This is a genomic window from Streptomyces sp. MS191, assembly GCF_008042125.1.
Lineage (GTDB): Bacteria > Actinomycetota > Actinomycetes > Streptomycetales > Streptomycetaceae > Streptomyces.
The window spans coordinates 1-4,766 of the sequence record NZ_RDBI01000049.1; the positions used below are offsets into that span (position 1 = coordinate 1).

Annotated in this window: 4 protein-coding genes and 2 pseudogenes; 2 read left to right on the forward strand and 4 right to left on the reverse strand. The window is 73.8% G+C overall.

All coding sequences use genetic code 11. From position 1 onward, the window contains the following. Positions 1-193, forward strand: a 193-nt coding sequence (locus EAO71_RS39725; RefSeq protein ID WP_147979578.1) for an L-histidine N(alpha)-methyltransferase, incomplete at its 5' end; no start/stop codon positions are given. A 176-nt stretch (positions 194-369) separates the two neighbouring features. Here EAO71_RS39725 and EAO71_RS22160 read toward each other — a convergent pair. The 3 genes and pseudogenes from EAO71_RS22160 to EAO71_RS22170 form a co-directional block, all read right to left on the reverse strand. After that, positions 370-981, reverse strand: a pseudogene (locus EAO71_RS22160) (lysophospholipid acyltransferase family protein); the annotation flags it as partial. After that, positions 978-1,712: pseudogene (locus EAO71_RS22165) on the reverse strand (GNAT family N-acetyltransferase); the annotation flags it as partial. The pseudogenes EAO71_RS22165 and EAO71_RS22160, both read right to left, overlap by 4 nt. 10 nt (positions 1,713-1,722) lie before the next feature. Then, positions 1,723-2,991 (reverse strand): extracellular solute-binding protein, encoded by a 1,269-nt coding sequence (locus EAO71_RS22170; protein WP_147979581.1) that lies wholly within the window; start codon positions 2,989-2,991, stop codon positions 1,723-1,725. A 282-nt stretch (positions 2,992-3,273) separates the two neighbouring features. Between EAO71_RS22170 and EAO71_RS22175 the strand changes: the two genes are divergently transcribed. Further along, entirely contained in the window at positions 3,274-4,119 is an 846-nt protein-coding gene (locus tag EAO71_RS22175) for a GntR family transcriptional regulator (RefSeq protein WP_147979582.1), read from the forward strand. A 55-nt stretch (positions 4,120-4,174) separates the two neighbouring features. On the opposite strand, the gene EAO71_RS22180 is transcribed toward EAO71_RS22175, so the two are convergent. Next, the coding region (locus tag EAO71_RS22180) for a TetR/AcrR family transcriptional regulator (protein WP_147979583.1) at positions 4,175-4,766 on the reverse strand (592 nt) is incomplete at its 5' end.

Genomic DNA, 4,766 nt, shown 5'->3' on the forward strand with positions numbered 1-4,766 from the left:
GCTCACGGTGAAGATCCCGGAGCTCGACCTGATCGTGCCGTTCGAGAAGGGCGAGGAGGTACGGACGGAGGTGTCGGCGAAGTTCCGTCAGGCGGGGGTGCGCAGCGAGCTCGCGGACGCGGGGCTGGAGCTGACCCGCTGGTGGACGGACCGGAAGGGGCGGTTCGCGCTGTCGCTGGCGATCGCGCGCTGAGCCGCCGCGGCGAGGGCGCGGCGGTCCGGGTAGCGGCCGCCGGGGAGCGGATCGAGGATCCGCACCTCGGCGGTCAGTCCGCCGGCCGCCGCGATCCGCCACAGGGACGCGGCCAGCGAATCGTCCCCGACGAACGCGGCCGGTCCGGCGGGGCCGTAGGCGAGCCGGACCGGCTGGACGCCGGCGGCGGTGTCGAGCGCGGCCTGGAAGGCGGCGGGCCGGAAGGCACCCGCCGCCCGGCCGCACCAGGTGGAGCCCTCGGGAAAGACGATCACACGGCCGCCGCCGGCGAGCACGGCGCCGATCGCGCGGACGGTGCCGGGCAGGGCGCGCAGCCGGTCGCGGTCGATGAACAGCGTGCCGCCGCGGGCCGCGAGGGGACCGAGCACCGGCCAGGACCGGACCTCGGTCTTGGCGAGCATCCGGCCGGGCAGCACCGCGGCGATGAGCGGGATGTCCAGCCAGGAGACGTGGTTGGCGACGACGAGCAGCGGGCCCTCGGCGGGGGCCCCGGTGACGCGGAGGCGCACGCCGAAGGCGCGTACGACGGCCCGGCACCACCGGCGGGTCGCCGCCCGGCGGGCGGCGGCCGGCAGGAGCGCGGCGAGGGGTGCGAGCAGGAGGCCGGCGGCCACGGTGGCCAGGCCGGCGGCCAGCCGGACGAGGGCCCGGGCGGGACCCACGGTCGCGGCGGCGGGCCCGGGGTGCGCSGCGCACCGGCCCGGGGTGCAGGGTGCCGTGGGCAGCCACGGCGAGACGGCCGCGCCGGGGCCCGGGACGGTGGTCACCGGGCGGGCACGAGCGAGAGGAAGTGGCGCAGGTAGCGGGGGTTCGTGTCGCGCAGCGACAGCAGGACGTACAGATCGGCGACCCCGAAGTCCACGTCGTGGGCGGGGGCGCCGCAGACCCGGGCGCCGAGGCGGAGGTAGCCGCGCAGCAGCGGGGGCAGTTCGACGCGGCCCTCGGGCCGGCCGGTGGCCTCGGGGGTCCAGAGCCGGTGCGGCGTGACCCAGTACTCCTCGGGCGCGAGGTGCCGGGTCCGGACGGTGTCCCAGGTGGCGGCGGCCAGCGCGCCGCCGTCGGCGAGCGGTATCGAGCAGCAGCCGGCCAGCCAGTTGTGGCCGGTGCGGGTCATGTAGCGGGCGAGCCCGGCCCAGATCAGGGCGATGACGGCGCCGTTGCGGTGGGCGGGGTGGACGCACGAGCGGCCGACCTCGACGAGGTCGTCGCGCAGGGGCGCGAGCCGGGTCAGGTCGAACTCGCTCTCGGAGTAGAGCCGTCCGGCGATCCGGGCACGCTCGGGCGGCAGCAGCCGGTACGTGCCGACGATCTCGCCGGTCTCCTCCTCACGGACCAGCAGGTGGTCGCAGTAGGCGTCGAACGCGTCGACGTCCAGACCGGGTTCGGGGCCGTCGAGGCGGGCCCCCAGCTCGCCCGCGAAGACCTGGTGCCGCAGGCGCTGGGCGGCGCGGACGTCCTCCTGGTCGCGGGCGAGGGTGACGACGTAGCGCGGCGGGGCGCCGTCGTGGTCAGGAGCCGCTGTTCAGGGTGGTGGTGATGGTCTGCGACGCCGTGGCCGCGGCGGACCCGGCGTCGCGGCCGGTGAGCACGGCCGTCATGTAGTCCTTGATCGGGTTCTTGGCCTCGACGGCCGCCCACTGGGGCGTGTTGGGTGTGGCGTGGCCGTTGGCGGCGCCGACGGCCATCGCCGCGGCGCCGGGGTCGGCGGAGACCGCGCCGGCCAGGGTGGTCCGGTTCGGCACGTAGCTCATGGTCAGCGCGAGCTTCTTCTGCCAGGTGTCGCCGGTGAGTTCGCGGAGGAAGGTGAGCGCCTCCTTCTGGTGCGCGGCGACGGCGGGCACGACCAGGTCGGAGCCGCCGGTGAAGACGGCGCCCGGGGTGTCCGCGGTCTTGCCGGGGATGGGGAAGAAGCCGAGCTTGCCCTTGAGTTCGGGGTTGCTCTGGGTGACGACGGCGGCGCCTCCCGGGGCGGCGATGATCTGGGCGATCTGCCCCTTGGCCATCACCTCGGCCTGGGGCGGCTGGGCCTCGTCGGAGTCCTTGGGGCCCTTGCCGAGCGCCTGGAGCCGCTGGTAGAAGGCCATGGCCCGCAGGGCCTCGGGGCTGTCGAGGCCGCCCTTCCAGCGGCCGCCCTCCCGGACGGCGAGGTCGCCGCCCTCGTCCCAGACGAAGCCGGCCAGGGCGTACCAGTTCTGGCCGGGCAGGTAGATGCCCTGGGTGCCGCCGCGGTTGAGCTTCTCGGTGGCGGCGATCCACTGCTCTCGCGTCTTGATCGTGGTCGCGTCGACCCCCGCCTTCCGGAAGAGGTCGGTGCGGTACACGACCACGCGGTTGGCGGCGTAGTACGGGATGCCGTACTGCTTGCCGTCGTACGCGCCCGGCTCCGCGAGGCCCTTCAGCCAGCTGTCCCCGCCGAGCTCGTCGACCTTGTCACTGAAGTCGGTCAGACCGCCGCTCTGGGCGTACTGGGCGACCTGGGTGTTGCCCACCTCGATGACGTCGGGCGCGTCGTTGCTGGCCAGTGCGGCGGTGACCTTCTCGCCGATGCCGTCCCACTCCTGGATCTGGATCTTCACGTCGATCTCGGGGTGGGCCTTCTCGAAGCCCGTCTCGAACTCCTTCCGGAAGGCGTCCGAGACGCTGTCCCGCATCAGCCAGACGTCGAGGACGGTCCTGCCGGAGGCGGCGTCGCCGGACGAACCGCCCGATGAGGAGCATGCGATGAGCCCGCTGCTCAGCAGCATGGCGCCGAGCAGAGCCGGGGAGCGGTACTTCACGGTTCACCTCTGGAGACCTGGAGACCTGGGGGACGGACGGCACACGGAGCACGGCACACGACCACCCCACTTAACCAGTTACCTGCCAGGGGTTTACCAGTCGGTGCGGGATGAAAATGGCATGGACCAATCGCGGCGTCAACCCTCCTGTACAGAAAGGGACTTCACCCTCAAAGCCCCCAGGCGACGGCGAGCAGGGGGCAAGTAAGCGCACACTGGTCGCCTGACCAGCAGACCAGTTATGATGACCAGTGCCCTGTCGCCGACGAACGAGAGCCCCGCATGGAGATCGACGCCGCCGCCTCCGGTGCGGTACTCAAGCGCGAGCGCGTCCGGGACGCGATCCTCGAACTCGTCGAGGCGCGCCGCCCCGGTGACGCCATCCCGTCCGAACGGGTGCTCAGCGCCGAACTGGGCGTCTCCCGGCCCACCTTGCGCGCGGCGGTGGACGAACTCGTCGTCGCGGGGCTGCTGGTGCGCGAGCACGGCCGGGGCATGTTCGTGGCCGCCGAGAAGATCACCCAGGAACTGGTGTCGGACCGGCACGCCTTCAGCCTGCCGCAGGCCGGCGGCGTGTGGACCAGCCGGCTGCTGGAGTTCCGGACCCTGCCCGCGGGCGCCCGGGTGGGCCGCAAGCTGCGGATCTCACCGGCGGCGGAGATCCGGTACGTGGCGCGCCTCCGGCTGGTCGACGGCTCGCCGATGGCCATCGAGTACCTGCACGTGCGCGCCGACCTCGTCCCCGACCTGACCAGTGACGAACTGGAGCAGGGAGACCTGTACGAGCACCTGCGCGACCGGCACGACGTGCAGGTCAGCGAGGCGGTGCAGTCGATCGAGCCGACGGTCGTGACGCGCGCCGAGGCCGACCTGCTCGACGTGCCCGAACTCTCCCCCGCGCTGCTCTTCGAGCGCCTCACCACCGACACCCGCAACCGGCCGGTGGAGTACGTGCACTCGCTCTACCGGGGCGACCGCTACCGCATCGTGTCGCGCCTCGCGCTGGGCCCCCGCGCCGAGACGCCGGCGCCGAGCGAGGGGCATCACCCCGGCATCCCGCCGGGCGACTTCACCGGCGGCGATCCCGTCACGTTCTCCACGCGCGGGGTCGTCCAGCACGGCATGTGAGCCACGGGGCGGCGGCCGGCGCGCCGACCGGACGGACGACGGGCGGGACCAGGGGTCAGGCGGACGGGCGCGGCGTGTCCGCCATGCCGGAGAGGAGCATCCGGACGGCCCAGGCGCGGCGCGCCCCCGGGGTTCCCGAGAGCAACTGGGAGCCGAGKGCGGCGATGTGCGGAGTCGTGGCCGGGGAGGCGTTCTCGACGGCGTCGGCGAGCGCGTTCCACTCCTCGTCCGACGCGGCCGCGTCGTCCCGGGCGGCATGTTCGGCCGCGCTCGCGGTGGTCGTGAGCAGCAGGACGTCGACGCCCCAGGCGGCCTGACCGTCCGGCACGCCGCCCTCGGCGAGCAGCGCCAGGAGCGCCTCGACCAGGTCCAGGTAGTGAGGTCCCGAGGGGCGGGCGACCAGGGCCGAGTGGGCGAGGCTCGGGTGCTCGTGGAGCACCGCGCCGTACGAGGCGAGGACCGCCTCGATCCGCTCGCGCCAGTCCCCGGACGCGGTGACCGGGCCGAGATCGACCTCGCCCAGGAGCTCGTCGAGGATCGCCGCGTGCAACTGCGCGGTGTTGGCCACGTAGACGTAGAGCGACGCCGGTCCCGTGTCCAGTTCCTGGGCCAGGCGGCGCATCGTGACGCGCTGGAGTCCTTCGGCG

Excerpts from the sequence above, each read along its gene's own strand:
- EAO71_RS22175 (WP_147979582.1), top strand. The coding sequence starts at position 3,274 with ATGGAGATCGACGCCGCCGCCTCCGGTGCGGTACTCAAGCGCGAGCGC.